At 69.9% G+C, this 20,454-nt stretch carries 16 protein-coding genes and 1 tRNA gene; 10 read left to right on the top strand and 7 right to left on the bottom strand.

Annotated features, from left to right (window positions below; genetic code table 11):
• The first annotated feature begins 19 nt into the window (after positions 1 to 19).
• Both ACFSOX_RS07065 and ACFSOX_RS07060 read left to right on the top strand, forming a co-directional pair.
• On the top strand, positions 20 to 934 hold the full coding sequence (locus ACFSOX_RS07065; protein WP_378477090.1) for an HpcH/HpaI aldolase/citrate lyase family protein: 915 nt from the start codon (positions 20 to 22) through the stop codon (positions 932 to 934).
• 53 nt (positions 935 to 987) lie between these two features.
• Positions 988 to 2,520, top strand: coding sequence for a bifunctional metallophosphatase/5'-nucleotidase (locus ACFSOX_RS07060; RefSeq protein ID WP_378477089.1), 1,533 nt, complete (start codon positions 988 to 990; stop codon positions 2,518 to 2,520).
• Positions 2,521 to 2,757: 237 nt separating this feature from the next.
• On the opposite strand, the gene ACFSOX_RS07055 is transcribed toward ACFSOX_RS07060, so the two are convergent.
• Positions 2,758 to 3,852, bottom strand: a complete 1,095-nt coding sequence (locus tag ACFSOX_RS07055) for a DUF2336 domain-containing protein (RefSeq protein ID WP_378477088.1) — start codon at positions 3,850 to 3,852, stop codon at positions 2,758 to 2,760.
• Between the two features lie 396 nt (positions 3,853 to 4,248).
• Between ACFSOX_RS07055 and ACFSOX_RS07050 the strand changes: the two genes are divergently transcribed.
• Both ACFSOX_RS07050 and ACFSOX_RS07045 read left to right on the top strand, forming a co-directional pair.
• Complete coding sequence (locus ACFSOX_RS07050; protein WP_378477087.1) at positions 4,249 to 5,772, top strand: acetyl-CoA hydrolase/transferase family protein; 1,524 nt, start codon at positions 4,249 to 4,251, stop codon at positions 5,770 to 5,772.
• 535 nt (positions 5,773 to 6,307) lie between these two features.
• Positions 6,308 to 8,953, top strand: a complete 2,646-nt coding sequence (locus ACFSOX_RS07045; protein WP_378477086.1) for a bifunctional diguanylate cyclase/phosphodiesterase — start codon at positions 6,308 to 6,310, stop codon at positions 8,951 to 8,953.
• Positions 8,954 to 9,002: 49 nt separating this feature from the next.
• On the opposite strand, the gene ACFSOX_RS07040 is transcribed toward ACFSOX_RS07045, so the two are convergent.
• Entirely contained in the window at positions 9,003 to 10,043 is a 1,041-nt protein-coding gene (locus tag ACFSOX_RS07040) for a DMT family transporter (RefSeq protein ID WP_378477085.1), read from the bottom strand.
• Positions 10,044 to 10,141: 98 nt separating this feature from the next.
• Positions 10,142 to 11,056 carry a hypothetical protein gene (locus ACFSOX_RS07035; RefSeq protein WP_378477084.1) on the bottom strand — a complete coding sequence of 305 codons (915 nt, stop codon included), beginning with the start codon at positions 11,054 to 11,056 and terminating at the stop codon, positions 10,142 to 10,144.
• Positions 11,057 to 11,621: 565 nt separating this feature from the next.
• Between ACFSOX_RS07035 and ACFSOX_RS07030 the strand changes: the two genes are divergently transcribed.
• From ACFSOX_RS07030 to ACFSOX_RS07005, 6 genes are all read left to right on the top strand, one after another.
• Complete coding sequence (locus tag ACFSOX_RS07030) at positions 11,622 to 11,777, top strand: hypothetical protein (protein ID WP_378477083.1); 156 nt, start codon at positions 11,622 to 11,624, stop codon at positions 11,775 to 11,777.
• 43 nt (positions 11,778 to 11,820) lie between these two features.
• Positions 11,821 to 12,477, top strand: coding sequence for a bifunctional 4-hydroxy-2-oxoglutarate aldolase/2-dehydro-3-deoxy-phosphogluconate aldolase (locus tag ACFSOX_RS07025; RefSeq protein WP_378477082.1), 657 nt, complete (start codon positions 11,821 to 11,823; stop codon positions 12,475 to 12,477).
• A gap of 35 nt (positions 12,478 to 12,512) precedes the next feature.
• Positions 12,513 to 13,616, top strand: a complete 1,104-nt coding sequence (locus ACFSOX_RS07020; protein WP_111359615.1) for a sugar kinase — start codon at positions 12,513 to 12,515, stop codon at positions 13,614 to 13,616.
• 174 nt (positions 13,617 to 13,790) lie between these two features.
• Positions 13,791 to 15,161: a hypothetical protein gene (locus ACFSOX_RS07015; protein WP_378477081.1), complete on the top strand. Its 1,371-nt coding sequence runs from the start codon at positions 13,791 to 13,793 to the stop codon at positions 15,159 to 15,161.
• Positions 15,162 to 15,305: 144 nt separating this feature from the next.
• Positions 15,306 to 16,082 carry a 3-ketoacyl-ACP reductase gene (locus ACFSOX_RS07010; protein ID WP_378477080.1) on the top strand — a complete coding sequence of 259 codons (777 nt, stop codon included), beginning with the start codon at positions 15,306 to 15,308 and terminating at the stop codon, positions 16,080 to 16,082.
• A 126-nt stretch (positions 16,083 to 16,208) separates the two neighbouring features.
• Entirely contained in the window at positions 16,209 to 16,469 is a 261-nt protein-coding gene (locus ACFSOX_RS07005; protein WP_378477079.1) for a hypothetical protein, read from the top strand.
• 755 nt (positions 16,470 to 17,224) lie between these two features.
• Here ACFSOX_RS07005 and ACFSOX_RS07000 read toward each other — a convergent pair.
• The 4 genes from ACFSOX_RS07000 to ACFSOX_RS06985 all read right to left on the bottom strand — a co-directional run bounded on the left by ACFSOX_RS07000 (position 17,225) and on the right by ACFSOX_RS06985 (position 20,317).
• Positions 17,225 to 17,302 (bottom strand) — tRNA-Gly (locus tag ACFSOX_RS07000).
• A gap of 56 nt (positions 17,303 to 17,358) precedes the next feature.
• Entirely contained in the window at positions 17,359 to 18,171 is an 813-nt protein-coding gene (locus tag ACFSOX_RS06995) for a DUF2927 domain-containing protein (protein WP_378477078.1), read from the bottom strand.
• Positions 18,172 to 18,238: 67 nt separating this feature from the next.
• A complete protein-coding gene (locus ACFSOX_RS06990) occupies positions 18,239 to 19,492 on the bottom strand; it encodes a coiled-coil domain-containing protein (protein ID WP_378477077.1) in 1,254 nt (417 codons plus the stop codon).
• 216 nt (positions 19,493 to 19,708) lie between these two features.
• On the bottom strand, positions 19,709 to 20,317 hold the full coding sequence (locus ACFSOX_RS06985) for a DUF1134 domain-containing protein (protein ID WP_378477076.1): 609 nt from the start codon (positions 20,315 to 20,317) through the stop codon (positions 19,709 to 19,711).
• Positions 20,318 to 20,454: the final 137 nt, after the last annotated feature.

Here is a 20,454-nt window from a genome sequence, read left to right as displayed (position 1 = left end):
CGTCCGCCGGGGAGGCTCGATGTCGAAGACCGGACGCGCCGCGCCGTGGCGCTCGCTGATGTACGTCCCCGCCAATGTGCGGCGCTTCGTCGAGAAGGCGCCGCAGGCCGGCGCCGACGCCGTGATCCTCGACCTCGAGGATTCGGTGCCGGTGGCCGCCAAGGAGGCGGCGCGCGAGGCGCTGGCCGACTCGGTCGCGGTCGTCCGGCAGGGACCGTCGCAGGTGCTGGTGCGCATCAACCGGCCGCTGTCGCAGGCGGTGCGCGACGCCGAGGCGGCGGTCGCGGCCGGTGCGGACGGCCTCGTGCTGACCAAGGCGATGGGCCCCGAGCACGTGGCGCTGTTCGCCGAGCTGCTCGACCACCTCGCGCCGGTGCCGGACGGACAGCGTGGCGTCGTCATCGTGCCGATCATCGAGACCGCCGAGGCGGTGCCGCTGATCGGCGCGATCGCGGCCGCCTCGCCGCGCGTCGCCGGCCTGCTGTGCGGGGCCGAGGATCTGGCCGCCGAGCTCGGCTGCGCGCCGGACGACGAGACGGTGGCGATGATCAAGCGCCAGATGGTGATCGCCTGCGCGGCCGCCGGTGTGGCGCCGCTCGGGCTCTTGGGCACGGTCGCCGATTTCCGCGATCCGGAGGTGGTGCGCCGTGTCGCGCTCGCCTCCCGGCGCGCCGGCTTCACCGGCGCCACGTGTGTGCATCCGGCGATCGTGCCGATGCTCAACGCCGCCTTCGCGCCGACCGACGCGGAGGTGGACCTCGCCCGCCGTCAGGTCGAGGCGGCCGACGCGGCGGCCCGCGAGGGGCGGGGCTCCTTCGCGGTCGACGGCCGCATGGTCGACGAGCCGATTCTCCGCCGGGCTCGGCGCGTCCTCGCGTCGGTGCGCCCAGGTTCCCTCGGTCGGGTGGGTTGCACGGCGGACGAAACGCGGTAGAGACCAGGGCCGCGCACCCGGCCCGGGCCGGGTGGCGCCACCGGGAACCGTCCATGATCGCGCCTGTCGGCCTCCTGTCCCGCATCCTCGCGCTCGCCGCGCTGCTGCTCGCCGCTTGGCCCGCGCACGCCGCGAAGATCACCTTCGTGCTGGTCAACGACATCTACGAGATGGCCGACCAGCAGCTCCAGGACGGCAAGATGCGGGGCGGCTTCGCCCGCCTCGCCGCCGTGGTGAAGGCGGAGCGCGCCAAGGCGGCGGCGGGCGGCGGCACCGTGATCGTCGCCCATGCGGGTGACACGCTGTCGCCGTCGCTGATGTCGGGGCTCGACCAGGGTGCCCATATCGTGACGCTCACCAACATGGTGGCGCCCGACATCTTCGTCCCCGGCAATCACGAGTTCGACTTCGGCAAGGCGGTCTTCCTGAAGCGGATGGCCGAGGCGCGCTTTCCGCTCTACGCCGCCAATCTGCGCGCCCCCGGCGACGCGACGCTGCCCGGCTTCCAGGACCGCAGGATCGTCACGGTCGACGGGGTGAAGATCGGCCTCGTCGGGCTCACCTACGACGACACGCCGCGCGCCTCGAACCCCGAGGATCTGGTGTTCCGCAACTCCGTCGACGTGCTGAAGGACCAGGCCGCGGCGCTGCGCCGCGACGGCGCGGACTTCGTCGTCGCCGTCGTCCATGCCGATCGTGATCAGCAACGCGCCATGCTGGCGACCGGCGTCGTCGACCTCGTGCTCGGCGGGCACAACCACGATCTGTTCATCAGCTACGACCAGAACGCCGCGCTGGTCGAGTCGAGCTACGAGGCGCTGTACGTCACCGCGGTCGACGTCGACGTGACCGTGACGACCACGTCGGAGGGCCGGCGCGCGACGGCGTGGTGGCCGCAGTTCCGCATCGTCGACACCGCGACCGTGACGCCCGATCCGGAGGTCGCCGCCGCCGTGAAGGGCTTCCAGGCCGAGCTCGCCGCCGAGATGAACGTGCCGCTCGCCACCACGGCGGTCGAGTGGGACGCCCGCAGCGCGACGGTGCGGACCCGCGAGGCGGCGATCGGCAACGTCTTCGCCGACGCGGTGCGCACCACCATGAAGACCGACGCGGCGATCCTCAACGGCGGCGGCATCCGGTCCGGCCGGGTGTATCCGGCCGGCAGCGCGGTGACGCGCCGCGACGTTTTGGCCGAGCTGCCCTTCTCCAACCGCGTCGTGCCGGTCGAGATCGGCGGCACCGCGCTGCGCGAGGCGATCGAGCACGGCCTCGCCAAGCTGCCCGACGCCTCCGGCCGCTTCCCGCAGGTGTCCGGACTGACGATCGAAGCGGACGTCTCCAAGCCGGTCGGCAGCCGCGTGCTGTCGATCCTGGTCGACGGCAAGCCGCTCGACCCGCGCCGCAGCTACACGGTCGCCGTCAACGACTTCATCGCCCGCGGCGGCGACGGCTACGCCATGATGCGCGACGCCAAGCACCTGCTGCCGACCGACGACTCGCCGCTGCTCGCCAACGAGGTGATGGTGCATCTGCGCCGCCTCGGCACCGTGACGACCGGGGTGGAGGGGCGGATCCGGCTGAAGTGATCAGCACCAGGGTCGCGATGCGCCCGTCAAGGGCGTCGACACGGGAGGTGCCGATGGAAGCTTGGCCGATCGGGCTGTTTCACGGGCTGGTCGACGGTGCGATCGTCGCCGCCGTGGTTTGGCAACTCGGGTGGGGGCGCAGGCAGGACGCCGATCGGCTGGCGCGCCTGCGGCAGGCCCGCGCGACCGCGGCTCCGGCCGAGCCCGCCGATGCGGACAGACCGGAACGACCGACGGTCAGGCGTGGTCGTGACGGGTCCGTTGGAAGTCGAGGATCTGCTCGGCGGTCGTCCGCTTGATGCGGTCGAAGCTCGACTTCAGAAGGTCGAGATCCTGGTCGTGGCCGCCGTCGCCGCCGTCGGCGCCGTGCCGCATCTGCAGGATGGTGCGGGTGGTGGTCCAGCCGAAGCCGAGCGCCTTGGCCAGGAACAGGAGCGACTCGGCCCGGTTCTGCACCAGGATGCGCTCGACGGTCGGCAGCGGCAGGTCGGCGAGGCGCGCGAGCGCCGCCGTCGTGTGCTCGAACCTGCCGGCCTTCGCGAACCGCCGGGTCGCCGCCTCGGTCAGGTCGCCGGCCTTCTCCAGCGCCGCGACCTCGGCGGTCGCCGTCGCGTAGTCGGTCGATTCGGCCGCCGTGCGGGCCGCGATCGCGTGGGCGACGCGCGCCACGATGCTGTGGATGTCGCCGGGCTGCTCGGTCGGAGCGGCCTGGAGCTGGCTCCGCACCGCGTCCGACGCCTTGGCCAGCAGCCGGACGAAATGATGCCGCGGCAGATCGGCCCGACGGCCGACCCGGGTCGCCAGCACGTCGTCGCCGTCGGCGCGCTCGACCAGTGCCTCGAACCCTTCCTCGGAGAACCGCGAGCCGGCATTGTCGGCGACACTGCGCACCACCATGTCGCTGCCGCGCGTCACCAGGACGTCGGTGATCGGCTCGCTCACCACGGGCCGCTTGGTGATCGCCAGGAGATGCACCTGGCTGCCGGCGCGCGCGCAGGCGACGAGGTCCGCCTCGTCGAGCGCATCGGCGTGGATCAGCATCGGAGCGGCGACGGCCGGCGCCTCGTCGAGCGCCAAGGTGCGGGCCACCCGGGGCGGCGACACGGGCGCGCCGGCGAGCCGCCGGGCGAGCTCGCGCTTGGCCGACTCCTCGATGTCGACCAGCAGGCGGCCGAGCACGTCGTCGAACAACGCGACCTGCTCGTCGGAATACTGCACGGCGCCGTGGAGAAACAGATCCGTGACCCGCTGCAGGAGCCGGGCCCGGTCGGCGGCGGTGCCGGTCGTCAGGGTCTCGTCCAGCTCGTCGATCAGACGCGACGACTCGGCCATGTTGTCCACACGCCTTTCGACGAATGTGCGCGGCCCGGCCGGGCGCGCGGCGACGAACTCCGGCGGGCGCGACGCCGCGACGGCGTTCCGCCCCGTCCGGAGGCCAGATCACACGGCACGGTAATGGACGTGATTTGAGCATCCGTTAACGCGCATTCGAACGACCGCGCACACGACCTGCCGCGGGACCGGGCGACGTGATCAGTTTCGCGGCAGCGGACCTGCCGGGACGCGAGCTGCGAACGCAGTTCCACCATGAGGCGCGCGCCGCCGGCGCATGGGAGATATTCGAACGGCACCAGTAAGTTGTTCGTCGGATGGTTGAGCCAGGAGGGCGCGTATAAGTCGGCGGCGGCTGAATGAAGAACCGTGAACCCCCAGCATCGACGGAACGTCATGTCCAACGCCGACCGCATTCTCAATCCCGCCCTCCGCTCGAAGATCATGTCGGCCGACGAGGCCGCAGCACTGATCACGCCCGGCGCGAACGTGGGCATGAGCGGCTTCACCGGAGCCGGCTACCCCAAGGCCGTGCCGCTCGCGCTGGCGAACCGCATCGACGCCGCGCACGCCCGCGGCGAGCCGTTCCGGATCGGCGTGTGGACCGGCGCCTCGACGGCGCCCGAGCTCGACGGCGCGCTCGCCAAGGTCAATGGCTTCGCGATGCGGCTGCCCTACCAGTCCGATCCGAACTGCCGCAAGCAGATCAACTCGGGCGAGATGGAGTACACCGACATTCATCTCTCCCACGTCGCCCAGTACGCCTGGTTCGGCTTCCTCGGCCACCTCGACGTCGCCGTGGTCGAGGTCGCGGCGGTGCTGGAGGACGGTCGCCTCCTGCCGGCGAACTCGATCGGCAACAACAAGACGTGGCTCGATCAGGCCGACAAGGTGATCCTCGAGGTGAACTCGTGGGTCAATTCCGGCCTCGACGGCATGCACGACATCTACTACGGCACGCGCCGCCCGCCGGACCGCCGTCCGGTGCCGATCAACGCTCCGGGCGACCGTATCGGCGACCGCTACTACACGATCGACCCGAGCAAGATCGTCGCCGTGGTCGAGACCGACAGCCGCGACCGCAACAGCCCGTTCACGCCGCCCGACGCGAACTCCAAGCTGATCGCCGGCCACATCCTCGACTTCCTCGCCCACGAGGTGCGGCGCGGCCGCCTGCCGCGCAACATGCTGCCGCTGCAGTCCGGTGTCGGCAACGTCGCCAACGCCGTGCTGGGCGGCCTGATCGAGGGGCCGTTCGAGGATCTGACCGCCTATACCGAGGTGCTGCAGGACGGCATGCTCGACCTCATCAAGGCCGGCAAGATGCGGTTCGCCTCGGCGACCGCCGTGTCGCTCAGCCCGGATGCCGCGCTCGCCTTCAACAACGACGCCCACGAGATGAAGAAGAGCGTCATCCTGCGCCCGCAGGAGATCTCCAACCATCCGGAGGTGATCCGGCGGCTCGGCATCATCGCCATGAACGGCCTGATCGAGGCGGACATCTACGGCAACGTCAACTCGACCCATATCGGCGGCACCGCGATCATGAACGGCATCGGCGGCTCGGGCGACTTCGCCCGCAACGCCTTCCTGTCGATCTTCATGACGCCGTCGACGGCGAAGAACGGCGCCATCTCGTGCATCGTCCCGATGGTCACGCATGTCGACCACACCGAGCACGACGTGCATGTGGTCGTCACCGAGCAAGGACTCGCCGATCTGCGCGGCCTGTCGCCCAAGCAGCGCGCCAAGGTGATCATCGAGAACTGCGCGCACCCGGACTACAAGCCGGGGCTGCGCGCGTACTTCACCCGCGCGCTCGAGGAGTCGCCCGGCCGCCACACGCCGCATCTGCTCGACGAGGCGTTCCGCTTCCTGCCCGAGTGGAAGGCCCAGCAGGCGAGCCGCGCCGCCGAGTAGGACGTCGCGAGACGCTCGGTTTTCAGGAGGCACGTGGGGCGGCGTACCGGTGCGCCGCCCCACGGTTCGTTTCAGGGTGATGACGCGATCCCGATCCTCGCCCCGAGGGAGAGGGGTGCAGCGACGGCGGCCGTGGTGGCGGCCGGTCCTCGACCCGCTTGACGACGGTGGTGGGCGGCTCCATCCGGGCCGACAGCTCGTCCTTCATGGCGCCGCGGGCGACCGCCACGGTTTTGCCCGGGAGATCCGCGAAAGATTTGATCTCGGTCGCTTCGAGCGCGAAGACGCCCCGGCAAAATAAAGCAGAGGCGTGGCCCAATGTCCGCCCGCTCCGCGAGCGCCGTCGAGCGGCCTTTGCGGCTATCGAATTGTGCAGGATGATCAGCGGCATAAGCCGGACGTTTCCAGCTCCGACGGAGCCCTTGGCTTAAGTCCAAATTATCTAAGACTCGAAGGTACCCCGCACTGTTAAGCCGAATGAAACGGCGACGGAAAAAGATCGGGGCGCACTGTTAAGACACCCAAAACCAGTCCGATGACGCTGCCGATCCTCCAGTTGCCGAAGCTGATCGCCGAGCGGCGGAGCTCGGCCATATTCGGCGTCGTCATCATCGCGATGCTGTGGGCCGGCATCGCGTGGAAATACTACGAGGGTGTCCGGGTCGACGAGCGCGAGGCGGAGCGCACCAACCAGAACTTCGCCATGGTGTTCGAGGAGAACGTGCTGCGCTCGATCGGCGAGATCGACAAGGCGCTCCTCTACATGCGCCGCAGCATCGAGACCCGCAAGGACTCGACCGACTTCCACACCATCGTCGCCACCACCGACGTGCTGAGCGAGATCATCGTCCAGGTGGCGATCATCGACGCCAAGGGCATCATGCGGGCGTCGAATGCCGGCCCACAGCCGGCGCCGCCCACCGACCTGTCGGACCGCGAGCACTACCGGGTCCATGTCGACAGCCCCGACGACGTCCTGTTCATCTCCAGGCCTCTGGTCGGCCGCATCAGCGGCAAGTGGTCGGTCCAATTCACCCGCCGCTTCCTCAACACCGACGGCAGCTTCGCCGGCGTCGTGGTGGCCTCGCTCGACCCCGCCCACCTCACCCAGTTCTACGACAAGATCGATCTCGGCCCGTCGGCCTCGATCTCGCTGATCGGCACCGACGGCGTCGTCCGCTCCAGCGGCGGCAGCGCCGGCGGTCTCGGCCTCGGCACCGACCTGCGCGGCACCCGCGTGCACGACGCCATCATGGCCGGGGCGAACACCAGCTTCGACATGATCGACGGCGCATCGGGCGATCCGCGGCTCGTCACCCTCCGCAAGGTGCGGGGACACCCGCTGTGGGTGAGCGTCGCCGTCGACAAGGCGGACATCTACAAGGGCGCCATCTCGACGCTGCAGCTCCACGCCACGGTCGGTCTCCTGCTCACCGTGCTGATCCTCGTCGCCGTGAACCGCATCCTGCGCTCCGAGGCGCGCGCCGTGCAGAAGAGCGAGCAGCTCCGGCTCACCCTCGAGCATATGAGCCAGGGCATCATGCTGGTCACCCCGAGTCACGAGATTCCGGTGATCAACCGGCGCTGCGCCGAGCTGCTCGACCTGCCGCCCGAGTCCGCCGAGCATCCCCCCAGGCTCGACGATCTCGCCGAGCGGACCACCCGGCGCGGCAAGCTGCGCGACGTCGTGATGCCGGCGCGCGGCAGCGCCGACCAGACGACGACGGCGGGCCAGCGCCGTGTCACCGTGTGCGAACGCATCCTGCCGGACGGGACGGTGTTGGAGCTGCGCACCGCCCATCTCGACGACGGCAGCTTCATCCACACGCTCTCCGACATCACCCAGCGCTGGCAGGCCGAGGCGCGCGTCGCCCGCCTCGCCGCCGAGGATCCGCTCACCGGACTGCCCAATCGCCGGGTCTTCCATTCGGCGCTCGAGCAGATCGGCCGCGGCGGAACGAGCCCCGACGGTGCGCCGGTGCCGGATCACGCGGTGCTGTTCCTCGACCTCGACCGCTTCAAGGTGATCAACGACACGCTCGGCCATCGCATCGGCGACCGGCTGCTGCAGGAATCGGCGCGCCGCCTGCGTGGCGCGATCCGCGACACCGACGTGCTCGCCCGCCTCGGCGGCGACGAGTTCGCCGTGGTCGTCTCGCCGGTCGACTCGCGTGACGCGCTCGAGGCGTTGGCCGACCGGCTGGTCGAGACCATCGCCAAGCCCTGCGACATCGACGGCCACCACATCTGCCCGAGCGTCAGCATCGGGATCGCGGTCGGCCCGCAGGACGGCCACGGGGCCGACGATCTCCTGATGGCGGCCGATCTCGCCCTCTACGCCGTCAAGGCGGAGTGCCGAGGCACCCACAAGTTCTATCATCCCTCCATGAACAAGGAGGTCAACGACCGGCGCCACGTCGAGATGGATCTGCGCGAGGCGATCGACCGCGACCGTCTCGAGCTGCACTACCAGCCGATCGTCGACCTGAAGACCGGCGCCATCACGGGCTTCGAGGCGCTCGCCCGCTGGCGTCATCCCGACAACGGCATGGTGCCGCCCAACGTGTTCATTCCGGTCGCCGAGGATTCCGGCCTGATCCTGCCGCTCGGCGAATGGGCGCTGGCCGAGGCGTGCCGGCAGGCGGTGCACTGGCCGGATCGGATCAAGATCGCCGTCAACCTGTCGCCCGTTCAGCTCGCCGCCCCGAATCTCGTGGACATGGTCGAGCGGACTCTCGCCGCGACCGGCCTCGCGGCCGATCGGCTCGAGCTCGAGATCACCGAACGGGTGTTTCTCGACGACAGCGAGAAGACGCTGCGGACGCTGCGTCGCCTCAAGCAGGCCGGCATCCGCATCGCCATGGACGATTTCGGCACCGGCTACTCGTCGCTGAGCTATCTGCGCAGCTTCCCGTTCGACAAGATCAAGATCGACCGCGGTTTCGTGATGGATCTGGACGACGGTTCGGATCGGATGGCGATCGTCCAGGCGGTCGTTCACATGGCCCGCGCGCTGGGCATGCGGACGACGGCCGAAGGCGTCGAGACGCCGCATCAGCAGGAGCTGCTCGCCGCGATCGGCTGCGACGAGGCGCAGGGCTATCTGTTCAGCCGGGCCCTGCCGATCGACGAGATCGTTCGCCTGATCGCGGAATGGCCGACGAAGCGCTCGGTCGCCTGATCCGGGCGCGGGCCTTCCTCCGGTCCCTTCGCCGGCGTGTCGCCGGCGCTCAGCGGCCCGCCGACACCGACGGAACGCTCGTTCCCGGGATCGCCACCCGGCGCGCGTCGGCCTGCGCGGCGCGCTTCGTCCGTGCCTCGTGCCACAGCAGGAACAGGCCGGAGGCGACGACGACGGCGGAGCCGGCGAGCAACGCCAGGGTCGGCTGGTCGTTCCACACCAGGAAGCCGAGCAGCATCGCCCAGACGAGGCTCATGTAATAGAAGGGCGAGACCGCCGCGGTCGGGCCGAGCGACAGCGCGCGCGTCCAGCAATACTGCTGGATCGTGTTCGCCACCCCCATGCCGACCAGAAGGCCCGTGTCGATCAGGGTCGGCATGCGGAAGCCGAACACCAGAAGCCCCGCGTGGCAGACCGACATGACGACGAGCTGCCACATCAACAGCGTGTTCGGCTGTTCGGTCTTGGTCATGCCGCGCACAGCGACCGTGACGCTGCCGTACATCACGGCGTTGCCGAGCGCGTAGAGCGCGCCGAGCGACAGCGAGTCGGCGCCCGGCTCGGTGACGATCAGCACCCCGGCGAAGCCGACCACGAGGGCCGTCCAGCGCGCCGCGCCGGCTCGCTCGCCGAGCCACAGCACCGAGATCAGCGCCGCCCACAAGGGCGCCGAGAAGCCGATCGCGATGGCACCGGCGATCGGCATCATCGACACGGCGAGCACCGTCAGGGTCTGCGAGATCGCCTGCGAGACGCCGCGGGCGACGTGCTGGCCGGGCTTCCTGGTGGCGAACACCGAGAGCCCGGTGAACGGCAGCACGAACAGCGAGCAGACGAGGAGCGAGGAGAGCGAGCGGAACGCCATCACCTCGCCGACCGGGTAGATCGCCACCAGCCATTTGGCGAGCGCGCTGGAGACCGCGAACATCACGGTCGACCCGACCATGAAGAGGATGCCGAGCGGCACGTTGTCGACGCGCCGCGAGGCCGGAGCGCCCGATGCCGCGGTCGATGCCGCGGTTGATGCCGCGGCCGATGCGGCGCCGGGTGCGGCCGCGGTGGCGGGCGCCGGGAGAGCGGAGGCGGTCATGGCGGGATCCTCGTGGGGCGGCTCGGCCCCGCGAGCCGGTGCATCCGACGCGTTCGCGCGGCGCACCGCCTCGCGGCCCGGGTGTAACGCCGGTGCCATCAGTCCGGCAGGGTCTCGCCGCCGCGGCAGCGGCAGCCCTTCGGTCCACACAGCTCCTGATCGGCCGGCAGGAACCACGGCTTGACGCTGAACCCGCGCCGCAGCGAGTACATGTAGAAGATCGGCATCCGGGCCGGGAACAGGCAGCGCAGCTTGCTGCCGTTGAAGGTGACGAAAATCGCGCCCGGGAAGGCGAGCTCGACGGCCCGCTTCTCCACCATGTTCATGCGGTAGTAGGCGAGCGCGCCGTCCTCGGCCGAGCCCGCGCCGCGATACCACTTGCCGGCGCTGGCCGCGAGGCTGTCGAGCACGTCGGCCGCGACGGGCGCGTCGAGATCGGCCGGCACCGCCGCGACGCCGGCGTCCGCCACCACGCGGGACAGCCGACAGGTCTGAAAGCCGCGCCGCGTCGCCTCGTCGGCGATCGCCGCGAAGTAAGTGTCGATGCTCTCCTCCGGGTGCCCGTTGTGGCGGGCATGGGTATCGGTGAGGATCAGCGTCACGGCGACGCCGGGCCGATGCGCATCGCGCACCCGCGCCATCATGCTGCCGAGGTAGTCGAGGCACTCGATGTCCTCGACGCCGATGCTGCAGCGCGGACCCTTGCCCCAATACATCACGAAGCGCAGCGGCTCGGCGCGGCCGACCGCCGTGGCGACGACCTGCATCAGCAAGTGCGGGTTCTCGGGCTGCTCGCGCTTGAACGCCCAGGTGTTGAAGGCCCGCAGCACGGTCTCGGCCGACGGCTCGGGCGACGGACGCTGTGGCTGGCCTTTCCGCTTCGAGCGGTCGGATGGAACGATCGGGGATCGGTTGGGTGCGGGCCGCTCGAACGACGAGGGGCTGGTGGTCCAGACGCGGTCGAGATTGCCGGCCGCCGAGTCGGCGGCAGCAAGGACGGTGCTGCGGAACATGTCCCTCTCCATGTGCGGGTGAGGGTTAATATTCGTTAAGACTTCATCCTCGTCAATTTGAATTAAACTTTCAGAAAGGTTTAGCGAACGTTAACCTTAACGCCTTGATGAGTCGCTGCGCGGCCGTCAGTCTCGATCGGCGCAGCATGAAAATTATGTGTCTTTGCGCCTTCATCATTCGAACGAGTGCCGAATCCGCTCTGTCATCTTGCGGTAATGCTGTAAGTTGCTGTGCCCTGACGTCGCAGGGACCGGCTGTGCCGACGATCGACCTGGCGCGGCCCACGGCTCGCGGCCACGGCTCACGGCGCGCGACGCTTTCGACGTCTCTGTCACCGGCGCCGGAATCGTGCGTAAGAGGGCGCACCTCGCCTGACGGGGCGACGAACCAGCCATGCCGGGTCGTGGTCCCGATCTGCGTTCCGGGAAAGGCTCGCGACCTTGACGATGGGGGCGCCCCGGTGGTCTTGTAACTAGACGGTTACTTGGCCGTCGGGCCGACGTCCCGCCGGCCGCCGCTCCCTTCCCGTCCCGTCCGCCTGTTCACGCCCTGCGAGACATGCCAATGGCCAGCGACGAGCTCGCCCGAGTCGGGCAAGGCGACGCGCTCCACGCGGCCTTCGCGCGCGGCGCGACCGGGACGGGACGCGGGATCGAGATCATCGACGGCGGGCCCCGCGCGGCGGCCGCCCCGGCCGTCGCCACCGGTCGAGGAGACTGACGACATGGCACCCTTATCGGCCCCCCATTCGGCACACGATCGCATGACCGTTCTGACGGCCATGATGGACCAGGGCGTGATCCCGGTGTTCTACCACCCGGACGTCGAGGTCTGCAGGAACGTCATCCAGGCCTGCGCCGACGGCGGCGCCAAGTGCATCGAGTTCACCAACCGCGGCGACTTCGCCTCGCAGGTGTTCCTCGACGTCGCCCGCCACTTCGCCAAGGCCGATCCGAGCGTGATCATGGGCGTCGGCTCGGTCGTCGACGCGCCGACCGCCGGCATCTACATCGCCGCCGGGGCCAAGTTCGTGGTCGGCCCGCTGCTCAATCCGGACGTCGCCAAGGTCTGCAACCGGCGCAAGATCCCCTACAGCCCCGGCTGCGGGACGATGTCCGAGATCAGCCAGGCCGAGGAGCTCGGCTGCGAGATCGTCAAGATCTTCCCCGGCGACATCGTCGGCGGCCCGGCCTTCGTCAAGGCCGTGCTGGCGCCGTGCCCGTGGACCCGGTTGATGCCGACCGGCGGCGTCGACGCCTCCGAGGCGTCGCTGCGCGCCTGGTTCGAGGCCGGCGTCGTGTGCGTCGGTATCGGCTCCAACCTGATCACCAAGACGCTGCTCGAGGCGAAGGACTACAAGGGCATCGAGACGCGGGTGCGCGACACCATCGCGCTGATCCGCTCGATCCGCGGCAAGTGACCGTTCGTCGAAGCGACAATCCGGGACAAGAAAACATGAGCGAGATTCTGAAGATCCGGCCCGCCTCCGAGACGAAGTGGGACTGCTGTTCGTTCGGCGAGGTGATGCTGCGCTTCGATCCCGGCTTCGGCCGGGTGCGCAACGCCCGCTCGTTCCAGGTGTGGGAGGGCGGCGGCGAGTACAACGTCGCCCGCGCCATGCGCAAGTGCTGGGGCAAGCGCGCCACCGTCGTCACGGCGCTGCCGCAGAACGACCTCGGCTGGCTGGTCGAGGACTTCATCATGCAGGGCGGGGTCGACACCTCGCACATTCTGTGGCGCGAGTTCGACGGCATCGGCCGCAACACCCGCGTCGGCCTCAACTTCACCGAGAAGGGTTTTGGGGTGCGCGCCGCGCTCGGCTGCTCGGACCGCGGCCACTCGGCCGCGTCGCAGATCAAGCCCGGTGAGATCAATTGGGAGAAGCTGTTCGGCGAGGAGGGCGTGCGCTGGTTCCACACCGGCGGCATCTTCGCGGCGCTCGCCTCCAACACGTCGGAGGCCGTGATCGAGGCGGTCGAGACCGCGCGGAAATACGGCACCATCGTCTCCTACGACCTCAACTACCGCGCCTCGCTGTGGAAGAGCCAGGGCGGCAAGGCCGGCGCGCAGAAGATCAACCGCGAGATCGCCAAGTATGTCGACGTGATGCTCGGTAACGAGGAGGACTTCACGGCCTGCCTCGGGTTCGAGGTGGAAGGGCTCGACGAGCACATCTCGGCGATCGACCCCGTCAACTTCAAGAAGATGATCGCCACCGCCGTGAAGCAGTATCCGAACTTCAAGGTGGCGGCGACGACGCTGCGCAACGCCAAGACCGCGACCTTCAACGACTGGGGCGCCATCATCTGGGCGGGCGGGCAGTTCTACGAGGCGCCGATGCGCGAGAACCTCGAGATCTACGACCGCGTCGGCGGCGGTGACGGCTTCGCCTCGGGCCTCGCCTACGGCTTCCTCGAGGGCAAGGGCCCGCAGGCCGCGGTCGAGTACGGCGCCGCGCACGGCGCCCTCGCCATGACGACGCCGGGCGACACCTCGATGGTCAACGTCAAGGAGGTCGAGGCGATCATGAAGGGCAAGGGCGCCCGGGTGATCCGCTGACGCCGAAGCGGAACGCGCGCCCGCATTCTCGCGGGAGCGTTTCCGCATGGTCATGGCCGGGCTTGTACCGGCCATCCACGTCTGCTCGTGTCGCATCGGCCGACGATCGTGGATGGCCGGCACGAGGCCGGCCATGACGAGTCACAAAGACAGGCCAAGAGGGGGCGAACGCTCATGAAGATCGACACCGCACTCACGCCGAACGACCTTCTGCCGGCGATCCGCCGCATGTGGGATCTCTCGGCCGGCAAGATCACGGCCATCGACCGCACGATGGACCGCGCCGCCGGCGCGCCCGTCCACACGGTGGCGGGCCGGTACAAGCCGCGTGGCTGGACCGACTGGACGCAGGGCTTCGAGTTCGGCAGCGCCATCCTGCAGTTCGACGCCACCGGCGACGAGAGCTTCCTGGCGCTCGGCCTCGACCGCATCTGCTCGGACATGCCCGTGCACGTGACGCATTTCGGCGTGCACGACCACGGCTTCAACCAGGTCTCGACCTACGGCAATCTGCGCCGGCTGGTGAACGAGGGACGCATTCCGGAAGATCCCTGGCAGATGGAGTATTTCGAGCTGGCGCTCAAGTGCTCCGGCGCCGTGCAGGCCGCCCGCTGGACCGAGCTCGGCGACGGCTTCGGCTACATCCAGTCGTTCAACGGCCCGCACTCGCTGTTCATCGACACCATGCGCACGCTACGCGCGCTGGCGCTCGCCCATCAGCTCGGCCACGTGATGAAGGGCGAGGGCGACCAGGTGATCCCGCTGCTCGGCCGCCTGATCGCGCACGCCCGCACCACGGCGAAATACGGCGTCTTCTACGGCGAGGGCCGCGACATCTATGACGTGCGCGGCCGCACCGCCCACGAGGCGATCTTCAACACGGCCAGCCGGGCGTTCCGCTGCGTCGGCACGCAGCAGGGCTATTCGGGCTTCTCGACCTGGACGCGCGGCCTCGCCTGGGCGATCACCGGCTACGCCGAGCTCCTGGAGTTCATGGAGACGCTCGACGACGCCGAGGTGGAGGCGTTCGGCGGCAAGGCCGAGGTGATCGCCATGATGGAGAAGGCGGCGGCGGCGACCTGCGACTTCTACATCGCCCACACGGCGACCGACGGCATTCCGTACTGGGACACGGGCGCGCCGGATCTCGCGAAACTCGGCGATATTTATAACAAGGAGTCCGAGCCCGAGAACGACGTCGAGCCGGTCGATTCCTCGGCCGCGGCGATCGCGGCGCAAGGGCTCCTGCGCTTCGGCGCCTGGCGCGAGGCGACCGGTCGGGCCGATGCGGCGCGCTACCGCCAGGCCGGCCTCACGGTGGTGCGCACGCTGCTCTCCGATCGTTATCTGAGCATCGATCCCGATCATCAGGGGCTGGTGCTGCACAGCCAGTATCACCGCCCCAACGGCTGGGACCACGTGCCGCCGGGCCGCGCCAATCCGTGCGGCGAGGCGACCATGTGGGGCGACTATCACATGCGCGAGGTCGCCCTCTACGTGCAGCGCCTCGCCGAGAACGGCCCGTACCTGACCTTCTTCGGGTGAGGCGACTCGTCGCCACCAGACTCCGACTCGTCATGCCCGGGCTCGTCCCGGGCATCCACGACCCGACATCGCCGCGGGTCAGAGACGTGGATGGCCGGGACGAGCCCGGCCATGACGGTCGCCACGCTTCGGGAGTGAAGAACCATGAATCACAAGACCAAGCGTCGCGTCGCCCTGGTGACGGGCGGACGCCGCGGCATCGGCCTCGCGGTCGCCGAGGGCCTCGCGCGGGACGGCTACGACGTCGCCATCACAGGCACGCGCGACGACGCGGTGGCGCAGGCCGCCGTGAAGGCTCTGGAAGGCCACGGCGTCGCCGCCACCTATGTGGCCGGCAACGTGCAGGACGTCGCCGACCATGCGCGCGTGCTCGACGCGGTCGAGGCCGCGCTCGGCCCGATCGACGTGTTCGTGTCGAACGCCGGCGTCGCCCCGCCGCAACGGCTCGACGTGCTGGAGACGACGCCCGAGAACTTCGACTACGTGCTCGGCGTCAATCTGCGCGGCGCCTTCTTCCTCGCGCAGTCCGTGGCCAACCGCATGCTGAAGGTCGCGAGCGAGACGCCGCGGTCGATCGTCGTCGTGTCGTCCTGCTCGGCCGAGATGGTCTCCAACAATCGCTTGGAATACTGCATCTCCAAGGCCGGCCTCGCCATGGTGGTCGAAGGTCTCGCGGCGCGGCTCGCCGGCGACGGCATCGCGGTCTTCGAGGTGCGCCCCGGCATCATCAAGACCGACATGACGGCGGGCGTGACGTCGAAATACGACACGTTGATCGAGCAGGGCCTGGTGCCGGCGAAGCGCTGGGGCCGGCCCGAGGACATCGCCGCCGCCGTCGCGGCGCTGGCGAACCCGGCCGTGGTCTTCTCCACCGGCACGGTCGTGAACGTCGACGGTGGGCTCACCATCACGCGGCTTTAGACGCCGCTCCGCGGGGGACGGTCGCGCCGCCGCTCGAAGCGTACTCCTCCGGACCGAATCGCGGTGTCGACTCGTCTCGTCAGCGCCGCCGATGATCACCACGACCGGCCCGGGGGCCGTTCTTCGATGACGACGCTCACCGTGCTCGAGACGCTGCGCAAGGCGCGCGGCCTTGTCGCGGACGGCACCTGTTCGGGCGCGTTCGAGGCGGTGCGCTCGCTCGCCGGCGAGGCGAGTGGGCTGACCCGCGACTGCGTCTGCTACGCGCTGCTCGACACGGTGGCGACCGGAGAGGCCGTCTCGCTCGCCGGCTTGCAGCGCACCGACGGCGCGGCGCTCGCGCTGTTCGACGCCACCATCGCCCGCCTCGCCGCGCGCCTGCTCTGAGGCGGCGCGCTTCGCTTCGGGGTGCGACGATCGTTCCATCGGCCGCCGCACCGACGCCCCGATGCTGTCGGAAAATCGTCATCGAGCGTCGCTAGGGTCGCGTCGGGTGACGGGCAGTGCGCCCGGTTGCTCGCGGACCACCGGGGTCTTGGAATTCGCGTTCGAGCCCCCATATGAGGTCCGAGCGGCACGCCGACAGGCGATCGCCGCACCCGTTCTCACGCGCCGCCTGACCGCGGATGTACCGGCAGGCCTCGGCCGTGAGACGGGATCCGGCGCCGGGAGGTGCCGGCAGGCTTCCGGCCGACGACTGGTTTCCCGACAGCGCGAAACGGCCCCGACAGGGGCGGCTTCCGACCGCGCGGGATCGGATCACGGCGAGGATCGTTCATCAGGACGAGGATGCGTCGGTGCGCCGAAGGGTGTCGCCGATGGATCGGTGCGACCGGACGATCCACGCTGCCGCTCGTCGGTGCGGGGTGTCGTCCATCCCCCTCACGCGACGTCTGACCGTGGATGTACCGGCAGACGATCGCCGTGAGGCGGGATGCGCGCCGATCCTCGTCTGGTGCCGACGGGTGGTGCGAGCTCCGTCTTCTCCCGCGTCGTCTTCTCCCGCGTCGTCTTCTTCAGCGTCGTGGTCTGATCACGTCGCGCGGCATCGCCGCGCAGGCGCGCCGTCACCGTGGTCGCGGACGCAGCATTTGGTTCGACGCGGCGCTGCGCGATGCCGAGGGGCACTGCGCGAGGAGGATTGGAGGCCCAGCCTGGACTCGAACCAGGATGTGGGAGGGCGGTCGGCACTCCCCGCGTCACCATTCCGCCACCGGGCCATCATCGAAGCCTAGTTGGCGCGGCGTCTCGCCGCAACCGGAACGAATCGTTAAGCTTACTGCCGCGGCGCGGCGGCGGTTCCCTTCGGCGACGGCGCGCGGGTGCCGATCCGGCTGTTGTCGACGAACGCCCGCACCTCGGGCAGCACCGACCGAGCGATCGCGACCGCGTCGTGCCGCGTTGTGCCGGGCCGCATCCGCGGATGGTAGAGCAGGCCGAGCAGATAGCGATCGTAACGGCCGAAGCGGCCGGTGCGCACCGCGTCGTTGAACATGGTCCACGGCAGCCTGGTGTCGTCGATCGGGCCGAGTGCCTGCAGGGTCTCCTCGATCGTGCAGTCGCGGAAGATGAAGTCGGACGTGTCGGCGACCAGGATCACGGCCGCCTGGCGGATCCGGAAGGTGTCGTCGCGCACGAAACCGCTGAGGCAATCCGGCCGCAACCGGCGCAGGATCGTCTTGGCGCGTCCGGGGCCGAAGACATCGGTCACCGTGGCCGCGAGGGCGCGGCGGCGGACGATCACGACGGTGAGGTTCGCGGCGGCGCGGTCACGCGTCGTCGCGATGTCGAGGTGCTGCACGCCGCGGCCGATCTCGGCCACCACGGCCTCTGCCGTCGCGGTGCGGGCCGCCGCGACGGCAGGCGGCGCGCCGGTGGCGTCGACGAACACCCGGACCGGGCCGTCGAAGCGGCGGATGCGGTCCGTCGCGCCGGTGGCGTACTCGGCCCCGAAGGCGACGGCCAGGAAGCCACGCAGGATCTGGCGATCGGTGAAGTGTACGGGCGACGCCGCCGGCCGCGGCTCCGCGGCCGTGGCCGGGAGCGGTGCCGCCAGCGCCATGAAAGCCGTCACGCCGGAGAGGAGCATCGCGGCGGCTGCGGCCGGCGGCCGACGGCATGTCCGAGGGGACATCGGATCGCGGCCGCGCCGCCGCTCAGGGGGCGGCCGTCGCGGGCTTCGCCAGCGCGCCGTTCGCGGCGGCGGGCTGAGCGACCCGCGAGGCGCGGGCCTGCAGGGCGCGGATGCGGCTGACCAGATCGCCGCCGCGCGGCGCGCCGTCCGCCGTGGCGCGTCCCGCCGCGACGGAGCGATCTTCGGCGGCGCGATCTTCGGAGGGGCGGTCGTCGGCCAGGATCGCGGCGATCGGCGAGTCGTCGCCTTCCAGCGCCATGGTGAGGCGGACCACCTCGGCGGCGACGTCGTTGATGCGCTCGCGCAGCAGGGCGGTCTCCAGCCGCTCGGCGGCCCAGGACTCCTCGGTGCCCTTGCGGACGGCGAGAAGCTCCTGCTGCAGCCGGGCATTCTCGGCCCGGGCCGCGGCCAGCTCCTGCTCCAGCCGGGCCGCCTCGCCGCGCGAGCCCTCGACGGCGCCGGCCGCCTCCTCGCGCGCCTTACGGGCATCGTACTCGCGCTCGACCAGCATGCGGCCCTGCTCGGTCAGTCGCTCCTCCAGCTCGCGGATGCGCTTGCCGAGCCCGTCCGCCTCGCCGGTCTGCTCGGCGAGCTGGCGCTCGAGCTCGGCCGCGCGGGTACCGAGCTCGGTCGCCCGGGTCCGCTCCTGGGCGAGCTCGGCGGCGGCGGCGGCGCGCTCGCGATCGAGCCGGGTCTTGGTGTCCTTGAGGTCGTGCTGGGCTTGCTCGACCCGCGACTTGAGCGACTCGATCTGGGTCTTGAGGGTGGCGATCTCGATGCGCTGGCTGTCCGACACGGAGCTGCGCTCGGTCAGCGCCGCGGTGAGCTTGGCGAGCTCGGCCTCCTTGCCGACCAGCACGCGCTCCACCGTCTGGGCCTTGTCGCTCTTGAGCGTGTACTCGTGCTCGGTCGACTGGAGCTGCTCCTGGAGGGCCCGCTCGCGCGCCTCGATGGCGGCGAGCGCCGCGGTCTTCTCGTCCAGCTCCTGCCTGAGGCGGGCGATCGCCATCGACTTGCGGCCGAGATCGGCGAGCTGGCCGGCGGCCCGGCTCTTGAGCTGCTCGACGCTCATCTCGAGCCGGCGGGTCGACATCGCGAACTCGGCCCGGAGCTGGTCCTTCTCGGCCTGGATCTCGGCCATCGAGAACGGCGTCGAGGCCTCCAGCCGGCGGGTGGTCAAGCGGACGGCGCGGTTGTGCACCAGCGGCACGAACAGAAGGTTGAACAGGCTCGCGACCAGGAACCCGATCCCGAACAGCATGGCCTGTTCGATCATGACGAACGCCTCCGGCTCCGCGCCGCGCCGACCCCGCCGGCGGACGACTTGATGTCGCGCTTCTAAAGGGAATTCAACAACCTGACCACTGTTTTGCAAGGGGCGGGAAAGCCGTTTCGGCGGCGATCACGCAACAGTGTCCGGGCCGCATGATACCCGCGCGCCCGGTCGGCGGCTGCGCTGCGGGAACCCGGGCGAGCGCGGCGGACGACCCGATCAGAACGGGTTCCAGGTCGATTGCGGCGTGAACTTCAGGTAGCCGATGCTGGCCCCAAGCCGCAACCCGACGCCGGAGCGGATCGGCACGACCACGACATTGTTGGCGGTCAGCGCCGTCATGCCGAGCCCGCCGATGAAGTAGGCGGAGCCATCGATGCCACCGAAGCGCTGATAGATCGCTTCGGTCGCGGGCAGGTTGTAGACCAGCATCATGGTGCGGGCGCCTTCGCCGCCTACGTCCCAGCCGAACGACGGGCCCTGCCAGTACACCTTCAGGTCGCCGGCGTTCTTGGTGTAGAGCACGCCCTCGCCGTAACGCAGGCCGCCGAAGAAGGCGCCGCCGCCCTCCTCGCCGAGCACGTAGCCGTTGGGCAGGCCCCACTGGCTGGCGGCGCGCTCGACGAGGGTCGCCAGGCTGCGCGACACACCGCCGAAGAAGCGGTGGCCGGCCGAGACGATCTCGCCGGTCGTGAAGGTGTCGTTGCGCTGCGGATGCGCCGGCACCGGCTGGCTCTGCGCGACGGCCCGGATGGGCACGGCGCAGACCAGGAAGACCGTTGCGCCGAAGGTTACCGCGGCCGCGATCCGACGCCAGGCTGTGCGCATGTCCGACCTTTCCGACAACTCGACCCGGTTTTCTCGCAGTGCGCTAACGGCTTGATCACGAAGTCGCGCTAGGACTGTCGCATCCGAATCGAGAGAGCTTCCGGCAACAGTATGACGCCACGGCGGCGAACCCTGCA

It is taken from the genome of Rhodoplanes azumiensis (assembly GCF_042682915.1).
Classification (GTDB): Bacteria; Pseudomonadota; Alphaproteobacteria; order Rhizobiales; family Xanthobacteraceae; genus Rhodoplanes; species Rhodoplanes azumiensis.
The sequence above is the reverse complement of the archived record's forward strand: the minus strand, read 5'-3'. Positions and strand labels throughout refer to the sequence as shown.

Bases quoted from the DNA above. Each gene is read 5' to 3' on its own strand.
- ACFSOX_RS07015 (WP_378477081.1), top strand. From the start codon at position 13,791: ATGAAGATCGACACCGCACTCACGCCGAACGACCTTCTGCCGGCGATC.
- ACFSOX_RS06990 (WP_378477077.1), bottom strand. From the start codon at position 19,492: ATGATCGAACAGGCCATGCTGTTCGGGATCGGGTTCCTGGTCGCGAGC.
- ACFSOX_RS07025 (WP_378477082.1), top strand. From the start codon at position 11,821: ATGACCGTTCTGACGGCCATGATGGACCAGGGCGTGATCCCGGTGTTC.
- ACFSOX_RS07055 (WP_378477088.1), bottom strand. From the start codon at position 3,852: ATGGCCGAGTCGTCGCGTCTGATCGACGAGCTGGACGAGACCCTGACG.
- ACFSOX_RS07010 (WP_378477080.1), top strand. From the start codon at position 15,306: ATGAATCACAAGACCAAGCGTCGCGTCGCCCTGGTGACGGGCGGACGC.
- ACFSOX_RS07060 (WP_378477089.1), top strand. From the start codon at position 988: ATGATCGCGCCTGTCGGCCTCCTGTCCCGCATCCTCGCGCTCGCCGCG.
- ACFSOX_RS07040 (WP_378477085.1), bottom strand. From the start codon at position 10,043: ATGACCGCCTCCGCTCTCCCGGCGCCCGCCACCGCGGCCGCACCCGGC.
- ACFSOX_RS07045 (WP_378477086.1), top strand. From the start codon at position 6,308: ATGACGCTGCCGATCCTCCAGTTGCCGAAGCTGATCGCCGAGCGGCGG.
- ACFSOX_RS07030 (WP_378477083.1), top strand. From the start codon at position 11,622: ATGGCCAGCGACGAGCTCGCCCGAGTCGGGCAAGGCGACGCGCTCCAC.
- ACFSOX_RS07050 (WP_378477087.1), top strand. From the start codon at position 4,249: ATGTCCAACGCCGACCGCATTCTCAATCCCGCCCTCCGCTCGAAGATC.
- ACFSOX_RS06985 (WP_378477076.1), bottom strand. From the start codon at position 20,317: ATGCGCACAGCCTGGCGTCGGATCGCGGCCGCGGTAACCTTCGGCGCA.
- ACFSOX_RS07020 (WP_111359615.1), top strand. From the start codon at position 12,513: ATGAGCGAGATTCTGAAGATCCGGCCCGCCTCCGAGACGAAGTGGGAC.
- ACFSOX_RS07005 (WP_378477079.1), top strand. From the start codon at position 16,209: ATGACGACGCTCACCGTGCTCGAGACGCTGCGCAAGGCGCGCGGCCTT.
- ACFSOX_RS07065 (WP_378477090.1), top strand. From the start codon at position 20: ATGTCGAAGACCGGACGCGCCGCGCCGTGGCGCTCGCTGATGTACGTC.
- ACFSOX_RS06995 (WP_378477078.1), bottom strand. From the start codon at position 18,171: ATGCTCCTCTCCGGCGTGACGGCTTTCATGGCGCTGGCGGCACCGCTC.
- ACFSOX_RS07035 (WP_378477084.1), bottom strand. From the start codon at position 11,056: ATGTTCCGCAGCACCGTCCTTGCTGCCGCCGACTCGGCGGCCGGCAAT.